This is a genomic window from Pseudoalteromonas sp. MMG024 (assembly GCF_021654175.1).
Lineage (GTDB): Bacteria > Pseudomonadota > Gammaproteobacteria > Enterobacterales > Alteromonadaceae > Pseudoalteromonas.
Map to the genome: position 1 here is coordinate 1 of NZ_JAKFZO010000033.1, position 24,757 is coordinate 24,757.

24 protein-coding genes and 1 tRNA gene are annotated in these 24,757 nt (G+C 39.7%); 12 read left to right on the forward strand and 13 right to left on the reverse strand.

Features of this window, described 5'->3' with window-relative positions:
• Window positions 1-794: site-specific integrase (locus L1068_RS20595; RefSeq protein WP_237131766.1), on the forward strand; the 794-nt coding region annotated here is incomplete at its 5' end.
• Window positions 795-796: 2 nt separating this feature from the next.
• On the opposite strand, the gene L1068_RS20600 is transcribed toward L1068_RS20595, so the two are convergent.
• The 8 genes from L1068_RS20600 to cutA all read right to left on the reverse strand — a co-directional run bounded on the left by L1068_RS20600 (window position 797) and on the right by cutA (window position 7,703).
• Window positions 797-1,744 carry a sce7725 family protein gene (locus L1068_RS20600; RefSeq protein ID WP_237131767.1) on the reverse strand — a complete coding sequence of 316 codons (948 nt, stop codon included), beginning with the start codon at window positions 1,742-1,744 and terminating at the stop codon, window positions 797-799.
• Window positions 1,745-1,771: 27 nt separating this feature from the next.
• Entirely contained in the window at window positions 1,772-2,638 is an 867-nt protein-coding gene (locus L1068_RS20605; RefSeq protein ID WP_237131768.1) for a sce7726 family protein, read from the reverse strand.
• Window positions 2,639-2,815: 177 nt separating this feature from the next.
• Window positions 2,816-2,892, reverse strand: a tRNA-Ile gene (locus L1068_RS20610).
• A gap of 193 nt (window positions 2,893-3,085) precedes the next feature.
• Complete coding sequence (accC, locus tag L1068_RS20615; RefSeq protein WP_237131769.1) at window positions 3,086-4,426, reverse strand: acetyl-CoA carboxylase biotin carboxylase subunit; 1,341 nt, start codon at window positions 4,424-4,426, stop codon at window positions 3,086-3,088.
• A 21-nt stretch (window positions 4,427-4,447) separates the two neighbouring features.
• Window positions 4,448-4,906: an acetyl-CoA carboxylase biotin carboxyl carrier protein gene (gene accB, locus L1068_RS20620; protein WP_237131770.1), complete on the reverse strand. Its 459-nt coding sequence runs from the start codon at window positions 4,904-4,906 to the stop codon at window positions 4,448-4,450.
• Between the two features lie 40 nt (window positions 4,907-4,946).
• Complete coding sequence (gene aroQ, locus L1068_RS20625; protein ID WP_100914190.1) at window positions 4,947-5,387, reverse strand: type II 3-dehydroquinate dehydratase; 441 nt, start codon at window positions 5,385-5,387, stop codon at window positions 4,947-4,949.
• Window positions 5,388-5,580: 193 nt separating this feature from the next.
• Window positions 5,581-7,386: a protein-disulfide reductase DsbD gene (locus tag L1068_RS20630; protein ID WP_237131771.1), complete on the reverse strand. Its 1,806-nt coding sequence runs from the start codon at window positions 7,384-7,386 to the stop codon at window positions 5,581-5,583.
• Window positions 7,386-7,703, reverse strand: coding sequence for a divalent-cation tolerance protein CutA (gene cutA / locus L1068_RS20635; protein WP_100914188.1), 318 nt, complete (start codon window positions 7,701-7,703; stop codon window positions 7,386-7,388). The genes L1068_RS20630 and cutA overlap by 1 nt, the downstream gene beginning before the upstream one ends.
• 180 nt (window positions 7,704-7,883) lie before the next feature.
• Between cutA and L1068_RS20640 the strand changes: the two genes are divergently transcribed.
• From L1068_RS20640 to L1068_RS20670, 7 genes are all read left to right on the forward strand, one after another.
• Window positions 7,884-8,387 (forward strand): FxsA family protein, encoded by a 504-nt coding sequence (locus L1068_RS20640; RefSeq protein ID WP_237131772.1) that lies wholly within the window; start codon window positions 7,884-7,886, stop codon window positions 8,385-8,387.
• A 121-nt stretch (window positions 8,388-8,508) separates the two neighbouring features.
• The gene (locus tag L1068_RS20645) at window positions 8,509-8,796 is read left to right on the forward strand and encodes a co-chaperone GroES (RefSeq protein WP_010562115.1); all 288 of its coding nucleotides are present in this window, start codon (window positions 8,509-8,511) and stop codon (window positions 8,794-8,796) included.
• Window positions 8,797-8,846: 50 nt separating this feature from the next.
• Window positions 8,847-10,493: a chaperonin GroEL gene (gene groL / locus L1068_RS20650; protein ID WP_237131773.1), complete on the forward strand. Its 1,647-nt coding sequence runs from the start codon at window positions 8,847-8,849 to the stop codon at window positions 10,491-10,493.
• Window positions 10,494-11,435: 942 nt separating this feature from the next.
• Window positions 11,436-13,094 (forward strand): group II intron reverse transcriptase/maturase, encoded by a 1,659-nt coding sequence (gene ltrA / locus L1068_RS20655; protein WP_237131774.1) that lies wholly within the window; start codon window positions 11,436-11,438, stop codon window positions 13,092-13,094.
• Between the two features lie 93 nt (window positions 13,095-13,187).
• The gene (locus tag L1068_RS20660) at window positions 13,188-13,415 is read left to right on the forward strand and encodes a DUF2188 domain-containing protein (RefSeq protein WP_130050356.1); all 228 of its coding nucleotides are present in this window, start codon (window positions 13,188-13,190) and stop codon (window positions 13,413-13,415) included.
• A gap of 75 nt (window positions 13,416-13,490) precedes the next feature.
• On the forward strand, window positions 13,491-13,844 hold the full coding sequence (locus L1068_RS20665) for a hypothetical protein (protein WP_237131775.1): 354 nt from the start codon (window positions 13,491-13,493) through the stop codon (window positions 13,842-13,844).
• Window positions 13,845-14,103: 259 nt separating this feature from the next.
• Entirely contained in the window at window positions 14,104-16,479 is a 2,376-nt protein-coding gene (locus L1068_RS20670) for a PAS domain S-box protein (RefSeq protein WP_237131776.1), read from the forward strand.
• A gap of 9 nt (window positions 16,480-16,488) precedes the next feature.
• Here L1068_RS20670 and L1068_RS20675 read toward each other — a convergent pair whose 3' ends face one another.
• On the reverse strand, window positions 16,489-18,903 hold the full coding sequence (locus tag L1068_RS20675) for an EAL domain-containing protein (protein ID WP_237131777.1): 2,415 nt from the start codon (window positions 18,901-18,903) through the stop codon (window positions 16,489-16,491).
• Between the two features lie 294 nt (window positions 18,904-19,197).
• On the opposite strand from L1068_RS20675, the gene L1068_RS20680 reads away from it, so the two are divergent.
• The gene (locus L1068_RS20680; protein ID WP_237131778.1) at window positions 19,198-19,692 is read left to right on the forward strand and encodes a DUF3016 domain-containing protein; all 495 of its coding nucleotides are present in this window, start codon (window positions 19,198-19,200) and stop codon (window positions 19,690-19,692) included.
• Window positions 19,693-19,722: 30 nt separating this feature from the next.
• On the opposite strand, the gene L1068_RS20685 is transcribed toward L1068_RS20680, so the two are convergent.
• Both L1068_RS20685 and L1068_RS20690 read right to left on the reverse strand, forming a co-directional pair.
• The gene (locus L1068_RS20685) at window positions 19,723-20,037 is read right to left on the reverse strand and encodes a hypothetical protein (protein ID WP_237131779.1); all 315 of its coding nucleotides are present in this window, start codon (window positions 20,035-20,037) and stop codon (window positions 19,723-19,725) included.
• A gap of 41 nt (window positions 20,038-20,078) precedes the next feature.
• The gene (locus tag L1068_RS20690) at window positions 20,079-20,372 is read right to left on the reverse strand and encodes a prephenate dehydrogenase (protein WP_237131780.1); all 294 of its coding nucleotides are present in this window, start codon (window positions 20,370-20,372) and stop codon (window positions 20,079-20,081) included.
• 69 nt (window positions 20,373-20,441) lie between these two features.
• On the opposite strand from L1068_RS20690, the gene L1068_RS20695 reads away from it, so the two are divergent.
• Entirely contained in the window at window positions 20,442-20,648 is a 207-nt protein-coding gene (locus L1068_RS20695) for a hypothetical protein (protein ID WP_237131781.1), read from the forward strand.
• 117 nt (window positions 20,649-20,765) lie between these two features.
• Here the strand turns inward: L1068_RS20695 and epmB are convergent, their stop codons facing one another.
• Window positions 20,766-21,785 (reverse strand): EF-P beta-lysylation protein EpmB, encoded by a 1,020-nt coding sequence (gene epmB / locus L1068_RS20700; RefSeq protein ID WP_237131782.1) that lies wholly within the window; start codon window positions 21,783-21,785, stop codon window positions 20,766-20,768.
• 42 nt (window positions 21,786-21,827) lie between these two features.
• Here epmB and efp point away from each other — a divergent pair, with 42 nt between their 5' ends.
• Together efp and epmA are read left to right on the forward strand one after the other, a co-directional pair.
• A complete protein-coding gene (gene efp / locus L1068_RS20705) occupies window positions 21,828-22,397 on the forward strand; it encodes an elongation factor P (RefSeq protein ID WP_237131783.1) in 570 nt (189 codons plus the stop codon).
• A gap of 75 nt (window positions 22,398-22,472) precedes the next feature.
• Window positions 22,473-23,444: an elongation factor P--(R)-beta-lysine ligase gene (gene epmA / locus L1068_RS20710; RefSeq protein ID WP_237131784.1), complete on the forward strand. Its 972-nt coding sequence runs from the start codon at window positions 22,473-22,475 to the stop codon at window positions 23,442-23,444.
• A 66-nt stretch (window positions 23,445-23,510) separates the two neighbouring features.
• Here the strand turns inward: epmA and L1068_RS20715 are convergent, their stop codons facing one another.
• Window positions 23,511-24,731, reverse strand: coding sequence for a methyl-accepting chemotaxis protein (locus L1068_RS20715; protein ID WP_100914177.1), 1,221 nt, complete (start codon window positions 24,729-24,731; stop codon window positions 23,511-23,513).
• Window positions 24,732-24,757: the final 26 nt, after the last annotated feature.

Genomic DNA, 24,757 nt, shown 5'->3' on the forward strand with positions numbered 1-24,757 from the left:
CTCGAAGCTATAAAACTGCACTTATTAAAATAGCTCAATGGTCAAAAGATATTGGGATTAATGGAGTACAGGGCATGAGTATTCAAGATGCTTATAAATATCTAGATTACCGCAGTGAGTTTGTAGGCCAAAAAACACTGGATATGGAACGGCAAGCAATTCAAGCTATGTTTAAACTCAGTGGCAAACTTGGCCATAAAAAAACGCTGACCGTAATAAAATCCGAAAAAGAGATAATCGAAAAGTCTCGCGCCTATACTCCTGCTCAAGCTCACGCAATCAGTGAACATCAAACTAGAAAATATAATTTATCTACACAAATAGCCTACGCAGCAGGGTTAAGAGCCCATGAACTTTTAACAATTGCCAAAGTATCAGAGCGTAAAGCAGATAACCGTCCAGCGCTAGACAGTAAATGGCTTGGTCGAGAAGGTAGTATTTATACGGTAAAGGGAAAAGGCGGCCTAATCCGTAATGTATTAATACCTAACGCACTGGCTACACAACTAGAACAAAGACGCCTAGCACAGCCCATAACGGTTCGTGATAGGGAAATTAACTATTTGCAACGTTATGATATTGGTGGCGGTCATAAATGGTCATGCTCATTCTCAAAAGCATCTGATCGCACACTCTTCTTTTCAAATGGCGGTCATGGCCTCAGGCATAGCTACGCACAAGAGAGAATGGCTGAGCTAAGGAGTTTTGGTTTAAGTAAGGCAATAGCTCTTGAGACTGTATCGCAAGAGCTAGGCCATTTCAGGGCTGAAATAACTGAAGTTTACTTGAGATAAATCTACCCATTGATTAGTACTTTATGCATTAATTCAAAGTGATGAGCAATTGATAGCTTTTTAATATATGCCAAGCTGGTTTGGCAACCACTCTGATAGATTTCTAGCACTTCGTTGAGAGACGTTGACCACTCTAAAATTTCAGGTTTAGTTCTTATAAAAGCTTCTAGTTCTGAAATGGCCTCTTCAAGTAAAATCGGCACTTCATCAGCTACTTGCCTCTCAGCTGATAAAAAATGCCTTATATATATTTCTAAAGTAGGCTTATCAAAAGTGATATGAAGAGCAGCAGTTATGGCCTGCCCGCCTCCCTCTGAGAAGTAATCACCCACAACAGAAAAATCTCCGTAGCCTTGAAAACCTCGATTTGTATAGTTGACATGCAAATCAGTAAAAAACTCTTCTAACTGAGCTCTATATTCTCTATTAGTTGATCTACGATTAAAGCAATCATCAATTAATACACGCTCAAAACCACTAAATTGTGATTGATAAAAGTTGCTTGAGCAATGCTCTATAAAAATATGCTTTTTAAACTGCCTATTCGTTGCTGATAGTTCTTGTAAAAATTGGATATCCTGAAATTGACCAAAATGAATAATTGAAAAACTATGTTGTGGGTATCTATCTAGAATAATATTAATGTCTGTATTTGTAGATGTATCATTCACAATTACTCCAAATTCAGCATTAGGATAAGCATTAGAAATTCCATCTAAAAGTTGCTCTCTCGCGAGCGAATTGTTGGCTAACTCTCCAACTTTAGGGTTTGAAACTATGATATAATTTGAATTATTTTCTTCTAAGACTTCTATACATTTAAGAATATCTCTGCTTGACTGCCTAACTGGCTCAATAATGGGTGTAGAATTGCTCTCTGCAATTTTGTCGATAACATAACGAACAGCTAATAACTCAAACTGCTTACCACGTAGATAAGAGTGATACATTTTCACATTCCTTGTATTGTGTATTTACTAACCAACAATACAGGATTGTAAATTTAATAAAAGCTTTTTATTCAAGCGGCTTGACAACAAGACTGAGGTTAATGATTTAGGGAAGTCTTTAAAAGTGCTTTTTTCTAATTCTGAGTATTCTCTGGCTCTAATTTGTTTTAGATATTCCTTATGAAGGGTATTTATATCAAGTTTTGCAAATAGCTCGATACAATCTTGTTTTCTTTTTGATGGGCTCAGTGCGGGGCTGTAGTCAAAGTTATTGCTAATAATCTGCATATACTCAGGCACTCTTAAACAATTTAATATTGTTTCAGAACAAAAAGTTTCTATGTTTGTAGATGCTTCTCTTAACATTTTTAGGCTATATCTATCAGTTAATTCATAAAGCCCAGTAGTACCGTCTACAACTTTTAGAGCCTTCTCTACATCAACACTAGGTACAACAAGATAAACCCTTTCAAAAGCTTTTTTATAAGTTTTCAACTGAGAGTCTAATCTTTGAAAAGAGTCAAACTCAGTCTTTATTTCATATGCTGTTGAAGTACCATTAAAAATAGCTACATCCGCAATAGTATTATTAACCTTGAACTCTGTGACATAGAGTGAATTTGAGAGCTTATGCCTTCCTCTTACTATTTTTTCTGCGATAGCATTTTTATATATATATTCATTTGGGTAATGCTGTCTCAATAAGTGAAATGCCCGCTCAAAAAATGCAGGTAGGTTCTGATAATCGAGGCGAATCACATTGGCTTCTAACCCAGAAACTATCTTTTCAAGAGTATGACTCTCACCAAACTTAGCAAGCTCCACTAGGATGCTTTTATTAAAGACCTTGCTCATAAGTTGAAAGTCGTATTTGGACAGTTCGATATTTTTCATAATCAGTTAAGTAAAAAACATTACATTAAATTTACCCATAAACAGAGTAACCCATGAGTTCAAAATATACATGTAATTATTGCGTCATTTAAGATTCGTTAATATTATAAAAAGTAGCACAGAGGTAGCACAGGGTAATTTTTGTTAGTAGGTCTTTACTTAATAAGCTTGTAAAAATGGTGGCCCCACCTGGACTCGAACCAGGGACCTAACGATTATGAGTCGTGTGCTCTAACCAACTGAGCTATAGGGCCATTTAAGACGCGTTAGTTATAGATACTTAATAACTAAGCGGTGAGAAGTATAAGAACTTTTAATTGCCTTGTCACTAGCCAATAGGGTAAAAAATGTATTTTATTAATCAATTGATTATTAAATGTTCGCAACTGTACAAGTCAAAATTAGAGAAATAAAAAAGCCAGCAATTGCTGGCTTTTTTCTAAGGATTTACAACCCTAATTTCTTCTCTAAATAGTGGATGTTTGTGCCACCATTATGGAAGTTTTCATCAGCAAGAATTTTCTTGTGAAGTGGGGTGTTGGTTTTTATACCATCAATTACAAGCTCGTTCAGTGCGTTTTTAGCACGTGAAATCGCTACGTCACGGTTTTCACCGTAAGTGATAAGCTTACCAATCATTGAATCGTAATGCGGTGGTACTGAGTAGTCAGCGTAAATGTGGCTGTCCCAGCGAATACCTAAGCCGCCAGCAGGATGGAATCGTGTGATTTTACCTGGTGATGGAATAAAGGTTTCAGGGTCTTCCGCATTGATACGACATTCAATCGCATGGCCGCGAATAACAATATCATCTTGAGTAATTGATAATGGTTGGCCAGCTGCAATTTTTAGTTGTTCTTTAATCAGATCGATGCCTGTAACCATTTCCGTTACTGGGTGTTCTACCTGAATACGTGTATTCATTTCAATAAAGTAGAACTCACCATTTTCGTATAAGAACTCAAACGTACCTGCACCGCGGTAGCCAATTTCAATACATGCACGAGTACAGCGTTCACCAATGTTTTTACGCATTTCTGCTGTAATACCTGGTGCTGGCGCTTCTTCTACCACTTTTTGGTGGCGACGCTGCATTGAACAATCACGCTCACCTAAGTGAACCGCATTACCTTGGCCATCGGCAAGTACTTGAATTTCAATATGACGTGGGTTTTCTAGGAATTTTTCCATGTAAACCACACCATTATTGAAGAATTGCTTTGCTTCTGTTTGCGTTAATGCAATTGAATCTAGAAGCTCTTCTTCGTTACGTACTACGCGCATACCACGACCACCACCACCACCAGCAGCTTTGATGATTACTGGGTAGCCAATACGTTTGGCGATTTGCTTGTTGCGCTCGCTGTCGTCTGTAAGTGGACCATCAGAACCTGGAACACAAGGAACGCCGGCTTTACGCATAGCGTCGATTGCTGAAACCTTGTCACCCATCATGCGAATAGTGTCGCCTTTCGGGCCAATGAAAATAAAACCACTTTGCTCTACTTGATCAGCAAAGTCTGCATTTTCTGATAGGAAACCGTAACCTGGGTGAATTGCTACAGCGTCAGTTACTTCTGCTGCCGCAATGATACGTGTTGTATCTAAATAGCTTTCAGATGCAGGTGGTTTACCAATACAAATGGTTTCATCTGCAAGTAAAACGTGTTTTAGGTCTTTATCTGCAGTTGAGTGCACAGCAACAGTTTTTATACCGAGCTCTTTACATGCACGCAGCACACGCAGGGCGATTTCGCCGCGGTTTGCAATTACAACTTTATCTAACATAAGGGTTGCCTTCTGCGTGTGTTATTCGATTACAAATAGAGGTTGGTCGAACTCAACAGCATCTTCGTTATCTACTAAGATTGCTTTAACAACACCCGCTTTATCAGATTCAATTTGGTTCATCATCTTCATTGCTTCTACGATACATAGTGTATCGCCAACACTTACTGTGTCACCAACTTCAACGTATGATGCCGCTTCAGGTGAAGATGCACGGTAGAATGTACCTACCATTGGAGATTTAACTTGGTGGCCTGAAGCAACAGCAGGTACTGCTGATTCTTCAGCTGCAACAGGTGCCGCTGCCGGAGCTGCTGCTGGCGCAGCAGCAGGAGCCGCAGCGTAATGAACTGGAGCAGCCATTGGTGCAGAGCTATGACGATTAATACGTACCGACTCTTCACCTTCCGTGATTTCTAATTCAGCAATACCTGATTCTTCAACAAGTTCAATAAGCTTTTTGATTTTGCGAATATCCATTCTAACGACCCGCCTTATAATATTTTATTTAAATGTGTGTTTAGCGATCGGCCAAGATAGCGTCTAATGCCATTTTGTAACCGTTCGCACCAAATCCGCAAAGAACGCCTTTTGCAACATCACTAAAGTAGGAGTGATGGCGAAACGCTTCTCTTTGATAAATATTTGTCAGATGTACCTCAACAAAAGGAATCGCTACACTGAGTAATGCGTCGCGCAGTGCTACGCTGGTATGCGTAAATGCGGCAGGGTTAATAATAATAAAATCAACCTGCTCAAATGCTGAATGAATCGTCGAGATTAATTCGGCTTCGCTATTACTTTGAAAGTGCGTCAGTGCCACGTTGTTTGAATCTGCGTACTGAGTTAAATGTTGCATTATTTCAGCTAATGTTTGCGCACCGTATATTTCAGGTTCGCGTTTGCCCAACATGTTTAAATTTGGGCCATTTAATACTAAAACTCGTAAACGTGCAGTCATCTTTCGTGAACTTCCTATTAAATCATTGAGGTTTGCTATTTTTTGTAAATTCCACGTTTAACTTAAGGTTTGCCGTGGTAAATAGCAAGTTTTTCTCACGATGGCGTATTATTATAGAGAGTTCGCAGAATATAGCAGCAAAATACTGGTCTAATCAGCAGGGGAGGATGGTTTGCTGATTAGACCGAGGTAGTTAGAATTTACTAGAAAGGGCGTTTAAGTGGGTTGAAAATTCATCAGCATTTTGAAAACCAGTAACGCGATGGTCAGCTAACTCTTTGCCTTGACGGTCAAAGAATAAAATTGTTGGCAAGCCGAATACATCAAAGCGTTCCATAAAGGCGATAGTGGTATCATTTGATTCAGTTAAATCAGCTTGAATTAACACATAGTCTTTAAACGCTGCTTGCACATTAGCATCTGGGAAAGTGTACTTTTCGAACTCTTTACAAGCAACACACCAGTCAGCGTATAAATCAAACATCACAAGCTTTCCTTGTGCTGCTGCTTTACTCACTTCTGCATCTAGCTCTTCCAGATTGCTTACATGAATAAACTCGCCGTGTACATCAACTGCTTTATTTGATGTTGCTTGTACTGAAGTAGCAGGCCAAATTTGATTGCTAATTGAAGTAAGCGCGCTAAACACCATTACAAACGAAACTAACCAGAGCGCAGTTTTGCCTTTATTGTTAGTCGTAAGGGTATGCCAATAATAAAGGTAAACACCGGTTACTAATAATAAGCCTGAACCAATCATTACAATAATATGCCAAGGTACGATGCGCTCTAATAAAATCAGCGGCACCATTAACATAATAAAGCCGAATAAGGTTTTTACTTGCTCCATCCAAGCGCCCGCTTTTGGTAATAACTTACCGCCAGAGGTGCCTAATAATAGTAATGGAATCCCCATACCAAGGCTAAGCACATAAAGTGTAATACCACCCACAAAGTAGTCGCCACTTTGTGCAACATATAATAATGCAGCAGACAGTGGCGCTGTAGTGCATGGCGAGGCGATTAAACCAGACAATACACCCATCATAAATACACCAAGGTAGTTGCCCGATTTTTGGTTATTTGATAATTGCGTTAAGCGCGTCATCCAACTTTCTGGCAATTTGAATTCGTATAAGCCAAACATCGAAAGTGCTAACAACACAAATAAAATACTAAAGCTAATCAGTACTGCAGGGTGCTGAATGTATCCTTGTACTTGACCGCCAAGGGATGCTACCACTAAACCAAGTAGCGCATAGGTAATCGCCATACCTTGCACATAGACAAATGATAAGGTGAACGCGCGTTTAGTTGATAACCCTTGTTGGCCTGCAATTAAGCTTGAAAGAATAGGGAACATTGGGAATACGCACGGTGTAAAGGCCAGTGTTAAACCCAATGCAAAAAAGATGGCTAAATTAGTTAGTAAGCTTTGCTGGTTTAACTTGTCTGTAAGTGATAACTCACTGTTAGATTCATTTGAAGGCGTTACAGGTGCTTCTGAAATACTATCGTTTGTAGTTTTGTCAGCTGATTGGCTTTGGAAAGCCGTTAGTGGAATTTCCACAATGACAGGTTGATAACATAACCCCGCTTCTGCACAGCCTTGGTAACGTACTTTTACGTAAGCACCCTCTACTACATTATCGAGTTTAGAAACCGTAGTAAGCTCATTAAAATACACTTGCGTTTTACCAAAGTACTCATCTTCGTGATCAGTACCTTTAGGTAATTTTGGCAGTGTTAAATCAGCACCTTTGGCAACAAATTCTAGTTTTTCTTTATAAAGGTAGTAACCATCAGCAATATCCCAGCCTATAAATAAGGTTGATCCTTGTTGGTCAAAATCGATTTTAAATGCTTCATCGACCTTTAAAAACTGAGGTTGACTGGTTTTTATAAGATCATTAAAGGTGGTATTGGCGTTTGCCGGTTGACCTAAAAAGGCAAAAAGCGTGTTTAGTAACAACACACAGCCAAAAGTTATAAAGCGCATTACGCGAGTACCTCATCTATCCAACTAAAATATTCGTCATTGCCATCAGTGATATTAATCACTTGAATTTCAGGCACATCATACGGGTGGATCTGTTTTAATGTGTCGATTAATACGTGAGTTTTTGCTGCTTGGGTTTTTATAAACAGCTTAATTTCCGTATCGTGTGCCATTTTACCTTGCCACATGTAAAAAGATTCAACTTGCGGTAAGACATTTACACAGGCAGCAAGTTTCTTTGTGAGCAGTGTTTTTGCAATGGCATGTGCGTCATCTTTTGTTGCACACGTTGTTAATACTAATTGATAATTAGCCATACTGAACCTTCAGAAAATGTGTAAGTCTCACATTTTATACATTAAATATCATGAATGATCATTAAAACAGGGTGATTAGATAACAGCGAAAAGGTTGATTCTTTAAGCTGTATTTTTCCTAAGCTTGAATTAAGACCTGAAAACCCCAATATTCATTTCATCTATTTTTAAGGAAGCGCTATGTTTAAAGCCTTATTTTTTCTTTTTATTGTTATCCCGATTGTTGAAATAGCTCTACTTATTCAGGTAAGCGAAGTGATTGGTGGTTGGAGTACCATTGCGCTTGTTATTGTAACTGCTTTTGTCGGTGCTAAATTAGTAAAGCAACAGGGAACAGATGCACTGAAAAACGTGCAAGTTCATATGGCGCAAGGGCAAATGCCGGCAGAAGAGTTGTTTGCGGGCTTATGCGTGATTATTGCCGGTGTGTTGCTATTAACCCCAGGTATTATGACCGACGTCATTGGCTTTTTGTTGCTAACCCCAGTTGTGCGTAAGCGTCTTGCCGCTAATTTAATGTCGCAAGCTAAGGTGAAAATGACTAATCCGCAGCAAGGTGGTGGCTTTTATTATTCATCTTTCACACACACTCAGTCACCTGAGCGTGAGCAATTTACTGAGACTCATATTCAATCAAATAAACCGTCTAATGCATTAGAGGGTGAGTTTAAACGAAAAGACTAAAAAATTTGCAATAAACCCCTTGGGATCTATTTTTTAATCCCCATAAATTGCATAACTAACTTTTTTGGGCCTTTAGGCCTTATTTCTGAGATAGAAAATTAAATCAGGAGAAAAACCCATAATGAACATTCGTCCATTACATGATCGCGTTATCGTAAAGCGTCTTGAAGAAGAAACTAAATCAGCAGGCGGTATCGTACTTACAGGGTCGGCTGCCGAAAAATCTTCACGTGGTGAAGTTGTTGCAGCGGGCAATGGCCGCGTGTTAGAGAACGGCGAAGTGCGTGCACTAGAAGTTAAGGCTGGTGACACAGTACTTTTCGGCTCTTACGTGGAAAAAACTGAGAAAATCGACGGTCAAGAGTACTTGATCATGCGTGAAGACAATATCCTAGGTATTGTTGGTTAATTTTTCGTTTTTTAATTATCGGTTTTAACAGAATTTTAAGGAATTAAATCATGGCAGCAAAAGACGTACGTTTTGCAGGTGATGCTCGCGCTAAAATGCTTGCGGGTGTAAATGTATTAGCAGATGCAGTTAAAGTTACTCTTGGTCCTAAAGGCCGTAACGTTGTTTTAGATAAGTCATTCGGCTCTCCAGTAATCACTAAAGATGGTGTATCAGTTGCAAAAGAAATCGAGCTTGAAGACAAGTTCGAAAACATGGGTGCACAAATGGTTAAAGAAGTTGCATCTAAAGCAAATGATGCAGCGGGTGACGGTACAACTACAGCGACAGTACTTGCACAATCAATCGTAAACGAAGGCCTTAAGTCAGTTGCAGCGGGCATGAACCCAATGGACCTTAAACGCGGTATCGATAAGGCTGTTGTAGCAGCGGTTGAAGAGCTTAAAGCGCTATCTGTTCCGTGTGCAGACACAAAAGCAATTGCACAAGTTGGTACTATTTCAGCTAACTCAGATACTGAAATTGGCGACATCATTGCAAATGCAATGGAGCGCGTTGGTCGTGAGTCAGGTGTTATCACTGTTGAAGACGGTCAAGCACTTGAAAACGAACTAGACGTTGTTGAAGGTATGCAGTTTGACCGCGGTTACTTATCGCCTTACTTCATCAACAATGCTGAGAAAGGTGTAGTTGAACTAGATAGCCCATTTATTCTACTTGTAGACAAAAAAGTATCTAATATTCGTGAGCTTCTACCAACACTTGAGGCTGTTGCAAAAGCAAGCAAGCCGCTACTGATTATTGCTGAAGACCTAGAAGGCGAAGCGCTAGCAACATTAGTTGTTAACAACATGCGCGGTATCGTGAAAGTTGCAGCGGTAAAAGCACCTGGTTTTGGCGACCGTCGTAAGGCAATGTTACAAGACATCGCAATTCTAACTGGCGGTACAGTAATCTCTGAAGAAGTGGGTCTTGACCTAGAAAAAGCTCAGCTTGAAGATTTAGGTTCAGCGAAGCGTGTAGTTATCACTAAAGATGATACAACAATTATCGATGGTGTTGGTGAGCAAGGCGCAATTGACGCACGTGTTAACCAAATCAAAGCACAAATCGAGGAAGCAACGTCAGACTACGACAAAGAAAAGCTACAAGAGCGCCAAGCTAAACTAGCTGGTGGTGTTGCAGTAATCAAAGTAGGTGCTGCTACTGAAGTTGAAATGAAAGAGAAGAAAGACCGCGTTGAAGATGCATTACATGCAACTCGCGCAGCGGTTGAAGAAGGTGTTGTACCAGGTGGTGGTGTTGCTCTAGTACGTGTTGCTAGCAAGATTGAAAACCTAACAGGTGACAACGAAGACCAAAACCACGGTATTAAAGTTGCACTTCGTGCAATGGAAGCACCACTTCGTCAAATCGTTTCTAACGCAGGTGATGAAGCATCTGTAGTTGTTAACGCAGTAAAAGCAGGTGAAGGTAACTACGGTTATAACGCTGCAACTGGTGAATACAACGATATGATTGAAATGGGTATTCTTGACCCAACAAAAGTAACGCGTTCAGCACTACAATTTGCTGCATCAATTGCTGGTCTTATGATCACAACTGAAGCTATGGTTGCTGAAATCCCTCAAGAAGCTCCTGCTGCACCAGATATGGGCGGTATGGGCGGTATGGGTGGCATGGGTGGAATGATGTAGTGCGACGAGAGTCGTGCTGTGCTACCGTAACTTGTTGATATAATAAAATATATTAATGGGTTGTGGTCCTTGCTTTAAAGGTTGGCGAAACCTTTAAAGCCACCTAAGAGCACTTTAGGTTAACACTCTATGTGTATGCTCTAACTGTATAATGATCAGGATGATTGTTTTGTCAGTTAACCTAGCTTCAATCTAAATGAGCCAACTATTAATTTAGTTGGCTTCATTCACTTAGGTTTATTTATAAGCCTATCAATATGCGCAGCGATAGAAGCTGCTTTGATGATTGTCTGGCAAATCGCCAATGATCAGACCTGTTATTCAGCTAACAGTAGCCTAGGGTTAGTGCGTGTGGAGTAATCCGTTCGTGCGAAGCTACCTGACAATGTACCTCTGTTTCAGCACTAAAACCGTGAGGGATTAGTGGTAATGAGTAATGACAACTCATTACGGGGCTAGGCTAGTTGGTATGGTTAACGTATGTGAACTACTTATAAACACCGTCAACCGCAATAAGCGAAACGTCATTGTAACGCTTAAACCAAAAGGTATGTGGTCAGTTATTTCTTTTACATCTGGGAATACGCTGATATGTGACCACCGGTGGACTTGTAGAACCTAACCCAACTTTGTCATCAAAGTGGAACTCGGTAAGCCCAATAACTAGCCTTTGTGGCAGGCTGATCGTAAGAGAAGCTGTGGAGTTAGTGGGTAAAGGAGGTGAGAAAAAGCGAATGTTAATCTGTAATGGATTAAATAGGGATTCAAAATTTGTCCCAACTGGAAACAGTGCTGACTTCTCACTGGTCTTTAATCGTGTGAAAGCCTGTAAAGCTTTCAATAGTTGCGTTCATCCCATTGGGAGAAAATTATTTTCTCCAATGGGAGTATATTAATTTTCTTCTTCTAAGCGATGAACAATTAACTTAGGAGAATAGCAAGATGAGTCAAGAACGTAAGTTCGTTGTACCTGCGTTTTCCCACCAAGCAACAAGTTGGCATACCTTAGACTGGTATTCACTTGAACGTAAGGTGAGAGAGCTACAAGTACGGATCGCGAAGGCGACTAAGCAACAACAATGGCGTAGAGTGAAAGCTCTGCAACGTATGTTGGTGCGCTCGTTTGCAGCTAAATGTTTAGCAGTTAAGCGAGTAACTGAAAATCGAGGCAAACGGACTGCTGGTGTCGATGGGGAGTTATGGAGTACACCTGAAAGTAAGTGGCGAGCAGTTTTTCGATTAACGCGCAAAGGCTATAAGCCTAAACCGTTAAAGCGAGTGTATATTCCTAAAGCGAATGGCAAACGCCGTCCACTTGGGATACCGACTATGCTCGACAGGGCAATGCAGGCTTTATACCTGTTAGCGCTAGAGCCTGTGTCGGAAACAACCGCTGATCGAAACAGTTACGGCTTTCGCCCAATGCGCTCAACAGCAGATGCGATTGAACAATGTTTTGTTAATCTCAGTCGAAAACATTCTGCTAAATGGGCGTTAGAGGGCGATATTAAAGGGTGCTTCGATAACATTAGTCACGACTGGTTACTTTCCAACATCCCGTTGAATAAAAAAGTGCTGGGGAAGTGGTTAAAATCGGGATTCATGGAATCTGGTAAATTGAACTCTACAGATGCTGGAACACCACAGGGAGGGATTATCTCTCCCGTGTTGGCTAATATGGCGCTTGATGGTTTGGAAGCGGTATTAGAATCTCATTTTGGGAAGAAGAATACTAAAGCCAGCTATAAGACCAAGGTCAATTACGTGCGATATGCAGATGACTTCATTATTACTGGTATCTCACAAGAGTTACTAGAAGATGAAGTAAAACCTCTCGTTGAAGCCTTTATGGCTGAGAGAGGACTGACGCTATCGCCAGAAAAAACGGTGATTACACATATTGATAAGGGGTTCGACTTTTTAGGGCAAAATTTACGTAAGTACAACGATAAGCTTTTAATTAAGCCGAGTCGTAAAAATCTGCGTAATTTGCTTCATAAAGTCAAAAGCATAGTAACAAGTAACAAAACCGTTACTGCAAGTATGCTGATAGCGCTGCTTAATCCTGTTTTACGGGGCTGGGCTAACTATCACAGACATGTAGTAGCGAAAGAAACTTTTAATTATGTGGATTATCGGGTTTGGAAAATGTTGTGGCAATGGTGTCGTAGACGTCATGCGAATAGGCGCAAACGCTGGATTAAAGCAAAGTACTTTAAAACAGTAGGTAAGCGAAATTGGACATTTTCTGGTACGACGATTGATGGCTTTGATAAGCGATTAATCTATACCAATGATACCGTAATAAAGCGACATACTAAGATAAAAGCGGAAGCAACCCCGTATGACTTAGCATTTGAAGAATACTTTGAGCAGCGCCTTGAGCGAGCTTGGCGTGATTCAATGCAAGGTCAACGAAAAGTGCTGATGCTCTGGCTTAGACAGAAACATTGTTGTCCAATGTGCCGTCAGAAAATAACCAAGGAAACGGGGTGGAATATCCATCATATTGTGGAAAGGGTTAAAGGTGGTTCGGATGACTTGAGTAACTTAGTGATGTTGCACTCGAATTGCCACCGGCAATTGCATGTGAATAAATAGTTTAAAAATTATTCACCTCTGCTCTTGAAATACTGTATGTATGTCCACATGTAAATGTTGAGCAATGTCGCTCTTTAATATGAGGCAAATAACATGGGTAAAAACCAATGGGTCGTGCAAACTGATGATGGATGGGGCGTTCGTGGTGAAGGTAATGAAAAGTTATCAGGACGCTACGACACACAAAAAGAAGCCATTGATGCTGCGCGCGAAACTGCTCGACGTCAAGAAAGTGAACTGTTCATTAAAGGCCGAGACGGAAAAATTAGAGCTCGAGATTCTTATGGTAATGATCCATGTCCACCCAAAGATAAGAGCTAACCCTGAGTTTTATAAATACGGCATTAAGTAGTTGCCGTCTTATCACTCATGTTACTTTGCTGAATAGAGAAGAGAATGGACGAAAAGTACTATCAGACGTTATTAATCCTTAAAGACAAGGGAGTGATTATTGAAGAAATCTATTCTACTGATAGTGGAGTTGATTTCGAAGTAATAGAGTTACTTGTTCATGAAGGTTTAGCGAGAGCAAAATCACGAATAGCAGTAAGTGAATTTACTCAATTCAGAGGGCTATTCATAACCTCTAAGGGGCATGAGTATATCTCTTCATATGAGAAGGCTCATGCACCTTGGTACAAGAAAGCCCTAAGATGGGAGAATATAGACAGGGGTATGAAGTTAACCAAGTTTTTTGGTTGGTTTTCTACATTGGCTATGGCCTTCTTGGCTGGGAAGTATTTCGGTTAAAATCGCTGGTCTGTACTTAGGTATAGATTTATAAAGGCTTGAGCCGTATGCGGGGAAACTCGCACGTACGGTTCTTAGGGGAGGGGTAACCAGTAATGGTTGCTCCTTACCCGACGCCATCCCTCAAGTTACCAACTTATCAAAAAAGCCAGCGCAATGCGCTGGCTTTTTTATTGCGCTAAAAAATTGATTTAATTTATAAAGTTACCAATACTTATTAGTCGAACTTCCTAGTAAACGGAACTTTAGGATAAGCGAAATGACCAAGTCTGCTAAAATCAATCTCATTCTGCTGTTTTCAATACTTTGTAATATTCTTGTATTTAGCACCACTTTTTACGACGCTCATAAATTAAAGCAAGAGCAGGCACGCTTATCGCAAATAGTTACAGACAATACCGAGCTACTCATCAAACTACATGAATTAGAACGCACGGTTGGCTATTCTGGCTATATCCATCATTTTAAAAATTATGTTATTCGCAGAGATCATCGATACTTTCACGATGCAAAAGAAAGCTATGTAAAAGCACAGCGATTGATGCAAGAAATACGTGAAATGTCATCCGAATCAGATGTCGTACAAAATTTAGCTTTGCTAGAAGCCACATTAAACGAATATAACTTTAACTTAGAAACACATTTTTCATTACCTGAGCAGCTAACCGTTGACGAATTAGATCGACTAGTGAAAGTGGATGACACACTAGCCGCGAATGCAGTTAATAATATTGTTGAAAAAGTCTTACCAAAAATACGTCAGTCAAATAATACTTTTTTAAATCGAATTGAAACTCAGCTTTTTTATAGCTATTTAACCTCCGCAATGATTTGTTTGGTGATTATTATATTCACTGGATTAGTTATTTGGCATATCAACAAGTTAAACCAATCGGTTGGCAAATTTGGAAAACTGTTTGATGCATCACCAGATGGCATTATTCATGCTGATAATAGCGGCAAGGTGCTTGCCGCTAATCATGCTGCGCAGACGCTATTTGGTTATTCATCAAGTGAATTTTCAAATAAATTTATTGAAGATTTAATGGCCCGAGAGTTAAAACAAACGCATCAGGGTTATCGCCAAGAGTTTACAACAAAAACGCAGTCTAAAAATATGCTGGATAGACGCAATGTTTACGGAGTTGATAAGCAGAAGCAACGGATCCCATTGCAAATAGCCATAGGCAGTTTTTTAGAAAATGATGAGTTTCAAAGTGTCAGTATTTTAAGAGATATGCGAGAGATCGCTGGGTTAAATCAAGAGCTAAAGTTCCTGAGCTCTATCATCAATGGCTTGTCATCATATGTTGTGATTATTAACGAACAAGGTCAGGTGATTACAGCAAATTATGATTTGCAAAATGATGTGAATGAGCAAAGTGTTGAGCTTGCCAATACCCAAGCCTGGCAACGTGATCCAACCACTAAAAAACAGCTACAAAACGCTATTGAGAAGCTGAAAAGCACAGGTGTCGAACAGCGATTTGATAGTCAGATTTGGGTCGATGAACTGTTTTACAAAGTTGATGTTGTGGTTGCCTATTTGGATACTAAGGCTGAGACGGGGTCTAATATTATTTGTTCTGCACATGATATAAGCGAGCGAAAGTATTTTGAGCAGCAATTGCTTGAGAATGAAGAACGCTTCAAGCTGGTTGTAAATCACGTGTCGGAGGGAATTATTTTGTTCAACCAGCAAGGGCGTATTGACTGGTTGAATGCTAAAGCCATTGCGATGTTGTCGCCGTTTACACAGGGATTAAGCCCCTGTAATTTTATTGATGTATTTACGGAAAATGATCAGCGCGAAATTGCCACTATAATAAATGATCTAACCACACAAAACCCAACAAGCGAACCGTTTCAGGCGCTACTTGCATTAGATAATGAATCGTTACCCGTAGAGGTATGTATTACGCGTTATGCAGATAATATGGAAATTAACTATTTGGCAACAGTGTCTGATGTTTCGGAGTTATTAGCTGCAAATGATAGACTAAGCAACATGCTTGAAGAGAAAAGTATTTTGCTCAACGAAATTCATCACCGCGTAAAAAATAATTTACAAGTGATAACCAGTCTATTAAAGCTGCAACAGCAGCATGTGCCAGAAAGTGCTGCAAACGAGTTACTAGCCTGTCAGCAGCGCATACGTTCAGTTGCGCTGGTACATCAATTGCTCTACGAGCAAGAGAATAGTTCTAAAATTAACTTTGTAGAGTACACTGCTAAGTTAGCACAATTAATCTTATTAGATGGCATTAACCACGCCCCTTACAAGGTAGAACTTCAGCTACCGAGCCAAGCGATATATTTGCCAATTAGTATTATGGTGCCGATTGGCTTTGTTATAAATGAAGTACTAACAAATATTCAAAAGCATGCTTTTCCTGAAGGTGCAGAAAAAGGGTTGATCACTATTTTTGCTGAAGAAGTGGGAGAAGGGCTGGATTTATTAATCAAAGATAACGGAACCGGCTTTGATATAGAGCAGTTTAATCAAGCTAGTTCACTTGGTCATACGCTTATCGGATTATTTACAAAACAGGCGAATGGCACAATTAAGGTTGAAAGTGAGCTTGGCAAATACTCTCACTTTCAGTTTCATTTTGACTTGTCGTATGTAAAGTAAATTATCGGTTTATTGTTCATCTACTGCAAAGTGTTGCTCAGTCTCGCTATGCAGTTGACCACCTAGCAGCGACAAAAACAATGATAATGGCATGGGCTTAGCATGATAAAACCCTTGCTGATGAATCGCTGGGTCTTGTGCGAAATACTCGCTTTGTTTTGCTGATTCAATGCCTTCTACAACAACTTTATAGCCTAGCGACTTGCTTAAGTTCACCATGTGTTCGCACACTTTTTGTGCTTTGCTATCATCAGGGATCCCTTCAATAAACACTCTGTCGATTTTTAATATATCAAGATCAAACTGTTGCAGCAGTTCTAATGATGAGTAGCCGCGGCCAAAGTCATCTAGTGCGATGGAAAAACCAATTTCTCGTAACCGTTCAATATTTTTAATTGCTGGAGTATCAGTTAACGCCGTTTCGGTGATTTCTAATGTTATGTTGTTAGGTGAAACTTGCTTACTGCTAATAATCTCTTCAAATTTTGCCGGCAGAGACGGATGCGAAAGTTGCTTAGCAGATAGATTTAAGCCTAGCTTGATATCAGTAAAGCCGGCGTTACTTAAATGCTCAATCGCATCGCATACTTTTTTCAGCATCAGCTCACCAAGTGGAAAAATAAGCCAGCTTGATTCTGCGATTGGAATAAAGTCATTGGGTGAAATAAATCCCGTTGCTTTATCACGCCAGCGGCAAAGCCCTTCAGCACTTGATATTTCACCTTTATTATCAAAAATAGGCTGTAACCAAAGTTCTAGCAGTTCATTTTCAATGGCAAGCTTTAACCCTTGCTCTAAAAACAATTGGTATTGAGCTGAACTTCCCATATCTTCTTGGTAAAAACGAAAATCATTTTTACCGCCATTTTTCGCTGCGTACATGGCGATGTCTGCGCGTTTCATCAGATCAGATGTATCGCTAATAGTATCGTCCCACTGGGCAATACCAATTGAGCATGTGAGTGAAATAGAAACATCTTTGCATTTAAATGGTTCTGAAATTGCTTTGTTTATTGAGTTAGCAATTTTACTAACATCGTTGGCTGTGAGCTGGCCATCTAACATCAATACAAACTCATCACCACCATGACGTATCATAATGTCAGAGGAGCGGAATATATGCTTAAGTCGCCATGCAAACTCGGCCAAAATTACATCACCGTATGAATGCCCGTAGGTGTCGTTAATCAGTTTAAAAGAATCAAGGTCAATAAACATCAGCGTAAACTTACCTGAGTCAAAGAACTCTTGAGGATTAGCGAATGCGCGATTCATGTAAGTGCGGTTATACATACCTGTTAGTTCATCGCGGTAAGCTTGGTATTGTAGCTTACGCTCAGCCATTTTTAATTCAGATATATCGGTAACTATCATTACCAATTCATCACTTTGGTCTTGGTGTGATATCAATTTACCATTGACTAACGCGTAAAATAATTCGCCAGATTCAGTTTTAAAAGTTTCTTCTCGCCGTGAACAGAGGTCTTCCCACGGCTGTTGGTTAATATCTTCAGCGCGCTCTCGCTTTGCAATGTTGTGATATTTTTTATTGATCAATTGAGATAGCGGGTACCCAATTAATTTGCAAAAAGCGGGGTTTGCTTTGGTAATTTCACAGTTTTTATTGAGTACTAAAATACCATCTGCAATATGGCTGAATACAGACTTTGATACTTTTAACTCACGAATGTAGGTTTCAGTCTCGGTAACGTCTTTCATCGCCCCAATAGGCGTATCGCCACCTTGCAGCTTGATATCGCTGGTATAGACTTCGAACCAATATTGTTCATCACTAAGTGGTGATTGAACTCGGATTTTTTGATTGGATTTTTGCCCGTCTTTTAACAGCGATTCAACTTTCCATTTATCTTGCTCATGTACCATGCTAATAAATTCATTAAGTGGCAGCGGGCTTAAATGACCGAAGTACTTTTGCAGCATTTCGGTACCAGTAAATACTAAATGTTCTGCTTCAGGGTTGTATTCCCATACATTAAGGTTGGCAGCTTCAATTGCGAGTTTAAGGCGCGCTTCCGATGAGGTTATTTCATCTTCATAACGAAAGCGATTAAGTGCTGTTTCAATAACGGCTCTTACTTCTCTAAGGTTGTAGGGTTTTACAATATAACCAATAGGGTTGGCTGAATTGGCTGATTCGATAATGTCATCGTTGGCATATGCAGTCACATAAATAATAGGAATATTTTTAATGGCATTGATTTTTTTGGCGGCATTAATACCGCTGCCGCCCGATTCAAGATTAATATCCATTAAAACAAGGTTTGGGTTTTTCTCTGTGAACAGGGCAAGTGCCTCATCTTCACTATTGGCAATTCCCACAACCTCATAACCTAGAGACTCAAGCTCGATCTTAAGGCTTAATGCAACAATCTGTTCGTCTTCAACAATTAATAACGAACTCATAATTCTATCCTTTTAATTAACTTATACCTGTCGCTACTATGTCTAATTAAGCGAATTAATTATCGACATCTTTTTAAGTTTAGTTGGTTTAAAGTGATTCTCAAATTTGTGCCACTAAAACTGATTTAAAACATACCTTTGCCGATTAACCCTAGTGCTAATCGAGAGTTATTTTTTACAATAATTATGAAAATATTATGTGTTAAGCGTATATTAAGTGTCAGGATAGATAATAAATATAAATTGATATAGCGAGTGACCCTTTACACTTGCCAGTTCTCTAGGAGCATACTAATGAAATTAGCTAAGGTACTATTATTAAGTGTTGTAACAATTTCACCGTTTTCAGTATTTGCAGGTGAGGCAAGTGTAACGTATGGGAAATTTAACGATTTCACCGACGTGCGTGCGGCAAATGAAACACGCGGTGGTTATCACAAACGAATTGAAAAGCAATTTACCAAGCATTTTCAAGAGTTAGCTGAGAAGTTACCTGAAGGCTACAAGTTGGGTGTAACAATCAACGATATTGATCTCGCTGGCGATGTACGTTTTGGTGGTGGCAGAGAAATGCGTATTGTTAAACCAATTCATTTTCCAAAGCTTAAATTTAGTTATGCGTTAACAGATGCCAATGGCAAGTTGGTGGATAAAGGCGATGCTGAATTAAAAGACATGAGCTTTATGGACAAAATTCGTCGCGGTCGAGACGAAGAATTTATGCACGAAAAGCGCCTTATTACAGATTGGTTTGAAGATCAGTTATTGTCAAAAATTGATGCTAACTAATCGTTAGTCATTTAAGAAGATATAGCGGTACTATAATAGTGCCGCTATTTCTTTGTAGAGTTTACTTGCTTGGGACTCAGTTAAGTTTCCAGCTGCTTTAGATTGACCTACTGAGCTAGAGACTCTCACAACATCACTGCTAACTTGTACTGGCTGCTGCCGATTAATCAACTCTGATTGTTGCTGCCTCTCTCTTGCAGCATCAGAAATCTTTACGACGTCTTGAGTGAATTCACCGTAAATTGAACTAGCCGATACCTTCTCACTCAAGGATGAGCTTTGACTTGACTGTATATTACTTGAGGTAATTTCTGTACCTGCAGTAAGTGGCGTAGCAATCGACATAACAAAATATGTTCAGGATGTGTGCCTAAATTATAGTCAATTTATTTGAAGCTGGCTAATAATTGATGTAAATGCTGCATCTTAATTACGGTGCTTTTAAGCATCGCTTGGTCAATATCATCTTGCGTTGACAAGATCTCTACGTCACTTGCAACTTCTAGCACGTAAGGTTTAAAGCGCTTTGCTTCGATAGCAAAGCCACTTTCGCTGTTAAACAAGGTAGAGAATTTACCTTTACCTTGTTGCTGTAAAGAATCTAATTTGCTATCTGCATCAATAGCTTGGCGATATAATACTTTTAGATTGTTGTTTAGTTCTGAAATAACCGAATTCATAGTATAAAATAACTAAAGATTAAATATAAATTGTCGATATGATAGCACAGTTAACTGAGGTGAGTGACCATGCAGATTTCAAGTCCAGTTCAAAATGTAACAGCAAATGCAGATAGTTCTGAAGTGATTAGTGCCAAACTCGTCAAGAATCAGGTTATAGCCCAAGGGCAGCAAGCGTTGGCTTTGATCGATTCAGCCGCTATGCCTGCGCAAACACAAAACCGGGCTAGTTCACCAACAGCGACACTCGGTAATAATATTGATGTTTACGTTTAACCCTGGTGCAAACGTAAGAGGTTTATTATTAAACTAAGAGTTATTTTCTAAGCTCCCGAAGTAAAGCCCCAGTATTTTTTGGGGGTTTACTTTTATCCTTTCGCGATAACATTCTATCTAAAAATCATAAAGCCCTAAATCTAATGGCGTTTTACTTCTTTCTCCGCCAACTTCACGTACTAGTTTAGGTACTAAAAAGCCGGGTAACTCAGTTAATAATTCACGATGTAGAGCAATTGCTTGGGCATCGGTAATTGCAAAGTGGTGGGCGCCTTGTACTTTGTCTAAAACGTGCAAATAATACGGTAATACATCCGCTTCAAATAAACGTTCAGAAAGCGAAATTTGTGCTGCTACCGTGTCATTAATGCTTTTTAATAATACCGCTTGATTTAATAAGGTATATCCCGCGCGTTTTACGGCGATAAGCTGCTTTTTTAATGCGTTGTCAATTTCATTTGCATGGTTAATATGCGTTACTAAAATCAATTTTAGTCGAGTGTGTGTTGGAATTGCTAAGAATGCTTCTGTAATACGTGCAGGGATCACCACTGGCAATCGTGAATGAATGCGCATGCGTGTTACATGGTTAATTTCTTCTAGCTTCTCAATAAACCACATTAGTGCTTCATCATTAGCCATTAGCGGGTCGCCACCACTTAATATCACTTCGTTTATTTCAGGATGCTTTGCTATGTAATCAAGAGCACTCAGTAAGCTTTGTTTATTTTGGTGATTATCTTGATAAGGGAAGTGTCTGCGAAAGCAATAGCGGCAGTTTACAGCGCAACCACCACGAAAAATAAGTAATACTCTCGATTTATATTTGTGCAGCAGGCCCGGAGTTTGGTTTTTTTGCTCTTCTAATGGATCGCTTGTGTAACCTGGGTGTGTTTCAAACTCATCCGCAAGTGGTAAAACTTGTTTAAGTAATGGATCGTTTAGATTACCTTTTTCCATTCGTGATACAAATGGAAGTGGTACTCTCATAGCAAATAGCTTTCTCGCGGCAATGTCGTCTGATAAATTTTTTGAGTCAATTTCCAGTAACTTAAGCAGTATTTTTGGGTCGGAAATGGCATTTGCTAATTCTTTTTGCCAGTTAGTATGCAAATTTGCTTCAATTCTTTGTATCATTAGCCGATCAATTATGTAAAAAATTTTGCGATAGAGGAAACGATGGCGAATTATAGCACCAATGAGTTCAAGGGCGGCCTAAAATTTATGTTAGATGGCGAGCCGTGTTCAATTCTTGAAAACGAAGTTGTAAAACCGGGTAAAGGCCAAGCATTTAACCGTGTAAAAGTACGTAAACTTATCTCTGGTAAAGTGTTAGAAAAAACATTTAAATCAGGTGAAAGCGTAGAAGCTGCAGACGTTATGGATATTGAGCTAGACTATCTATACACAGATGGCGAGTTCTGGCATTTCATGAATAACGAAACGTTTGAACAGGTTGCTGCTGAAGAAAAAGCAGTTGGCGATAGCGTTAAATGGTTAGTTGAAAACAACACTTGTACCATTACTCTTTGGAACGGTAACCCAATCTCAATTACGCCACCAAACTTTGTTGAGCTAGAGATCACAGACACAGATCCTGGTCTGAAAGGTGATACTGCTGGTACCGGTGGTAAGCCTGCTACTTTAACAACAGGTGCGGTTGTACGTGTTCCTCTGTTTGTTCAAATCGGTGAAGTAATCAAAGTTGATACACGCTCTGGCGAATACGTTGGTCGTGCGCAAAAATAAATTTTGATTTTAATTCGAAAAAAATCCCAGCGCTAGCTGGGATTTTTGTTTACGCCATAATTAAGAGTAACCATCATGACAGTCCAATGGCAGCCAAGTGCATCAATCGAAAACTTAAACGCGCGGGCAAAAATCATTAAAGCAATTCGTGAATTTTTCTACCAAAGAAATGTAATGGAGGTAGAAACGCCAAGTTTATCGCAGGCAAGCGTTACCGATATTCACTTGGTAAGTTTTAGTACCCAGTTTGTCGGCCCTGGGTTTGCTAAAGGCCTACCACTTTATCTGCAAACATCGCCGGAATTCGCTATGAAGCGATTGCTTGCCGCTGGCTATGGCGCGATTTTTCAGTTGGCAAAAGCGTTTCGTAACGAAGAAGCAGGCCGTCATCATAATCCAGAATTTACAATGCTGGAGTGGTATCGACCTAACTTTAACGCAGCGCAATTAATGGATGAAATTAATGACTTAATGATGAGTTTATTAGGGTGTGGATCAGCAGAGCGTATCACTTATCAAGACGCTTTTTTAACGCATTTAAACTGTGATCCACTCACCGCATCTATCGAAGAGCTTTCTGCGCTTGCCGCTGAGCAAGGGTTTGAGCATATTGCCGCACAAGAAAACGATAAAGACACTTTATTACAGCTATTATTTTGCATGTGTATTGAACCCAAAATAGGTCAGCAAGCCCCTTGTTTTGTTTATCATTTCCCTGCATCACAAGCGGCACTCGCTAAACTAAATGGCGCAGATCCTCGCGTTGCTGAGCGTTTTGAACTGTACTTTAAAGGTATGGAGTTAGCTAATGGCTTCGATGAGCTTACTGAGGGCTCTGAGCAGCGACAGCGCTTTGTTGATGATAATCAAAAGCGAGCCTCGCAAGGTTTACCAGAGGTTGCTATTGATGAGCGATTTTTAGCGGCGCTTGATTATGGTTTGCCACAGTGCTCAGGTGTAGCGTTAGGAGTGGATAGGCTAATTATGTTGGCACTCGGCGCCGAGCGTATCTCAGAGGTATTAGCTTTTGATGTTGAGAGGGCTTAACCCTCTCTTATCAGTGCTAGTTTTGAAAGTATCAAACCTTCGGTGATTTGCTAACCCATCGCTTGGCTAAATAAATTGTTCGAGATCTTTTTTGGTATCGGATGTTTGACACTGTAGCTCTCTACTATTTTCATTGGCGTTAGTAATATTATCTTTCGCCATATGGCCTAGCTCGACAATTTGTTGTACCGAGGAATGCGTTTGTTGTTGTGTATGTTCCAGCTGATGCACGGCCGCAACAATTTCTTGTAACTGAGATTGGTTACTTTCTAGTTCTTTAGTCATTTGGCTAAACACATCATTAGTATTTGCTATCGAATTTTCAGCGCTACTCGATTGCTCAATCAATTGCTCAGTTTCGCGGTTTGTTTCACCAACAAGCGTATTCATTTGATTAATAAAATCATTAATTTGGCGAGTTGCATCGTTAACTTTTACTGACAATGAACGCACTTCATCTGCTACCACTGCAAAGCCACGACCGGCTTCACCTGCGCGTGCAGCCTCAATTGCGGCATTAAGCGCCAGTAGGTTGGTTTGGTCTGAAAACTCTTCTACCATAGTGAGGATTTTTCGAATATTGTCTGAGTTTTCTTTTAAGCCACCCACGGTTGTGGCGAAGCTACCTAGTAATTCGGTCATGCGCTGAATTTTAGTTACTAGATTACCAATTTCATTAGCGGAGGTATGAACTTTACTCAGGTTTTCAACATTCGCATCAAAAGTCATTTGGGTATTTTGTGAGATTTGATTTAGGCTTTGGCTAACTTCTTCACTGGCGGTAAAAATTGTATTACTAAGTGCTAGCTGCTCTTCACCAATGCGGTTGGTTTCAGTCATCGACTTAGTCACGTTTTGATTGGTCATTTCAGCCAGTTCAGCTTTTTCATACACCTGTTTTAATAGCGCTTCTAAACGCGAAACAAAGGTATTGTACTGTTCGCTGAGTTCACGAAACTCGTCAAAGGTAAACTGGGGTAAATGGGTTGCTAAATCAGCACCTTTTTCATTGATATCTGTCAGTGTTTTCTTTAATGCATTGATCGGGCGCACAATTAAAAAGTGCATGTAAAAGCAGGTAAAAAAGAAACTGCCAACACTGATTAACGCGATAAACCAATAGCTCATATCAATATGGCCATTATCAGTCAGCTCTTGGTACAGCCAAATTAACGTAATAACTTGAAAGGCAAAGAGAAAGCTCAAATTGCCAAAAATTTTGCGTGTTAGTGTAAAGAAAAAGGTTTTTTCAATTTTTTCGTATAATTGCATATATAAAGAACTCATTTTGCATGCCTTAAATGAACTTTACC